Genomic DNA, 382 nt, shown 5'->3' on the forward strand with positions numbered 1-382 from the left:
GGTAGATGCCACAGCCGATGCCGGTGCCGATCTTGATGAACAGGAAGTCGTCGACCGAGTGGGCCACGCCGCCGTGCCGCTCCCCGATCGCCATGATGTTGACGTCGTTGTCCACCACCGCCGGGCAGCCGTGCTCCCGGGTCAGCAGCTCGCGGACCGGGAACCGGTCCCACCCCGGCATGATCGGCGGGGAGACCGGCACGCCGTCGCGGAAGCTCACCGGCCCCGGTACGCCGATGCCGACCGCGTCGAGCCGCTCGTACGCGCCGTCCACCTTGGCCTTGTGCAGCAGCTCGTTGACGCGCTGGAGCGTCACCTTCGGGCCGGAGCGGATGTCGGCGGTCTCGGTGTAGGCGGCCACCGGCTCCAGCCGGCCGTTGAC

Annotated in this window: 1 protein-coding gene; it reads right to left on the bottom strand. The window is 70.9% G+C overall.

The features are described from left to right. Nucleotides 1-382 (bottom strand): ROK family protein (locus KBX39_RS32990; protein ID WP_210874332.1); only part of this gene is annotated, 382 nt, incomplete at both ends.

It is taken from the genome of Micromonospora sp. D75 (assembly GCF_018070405.1).
Taxonomy (GTDB): domain Bacteria; phylum Actinomycetota; class Actinomycetes; order Mycobacteriales; family Micromonosporaceae; genus Micromonospora; species Micromonospora chalcea.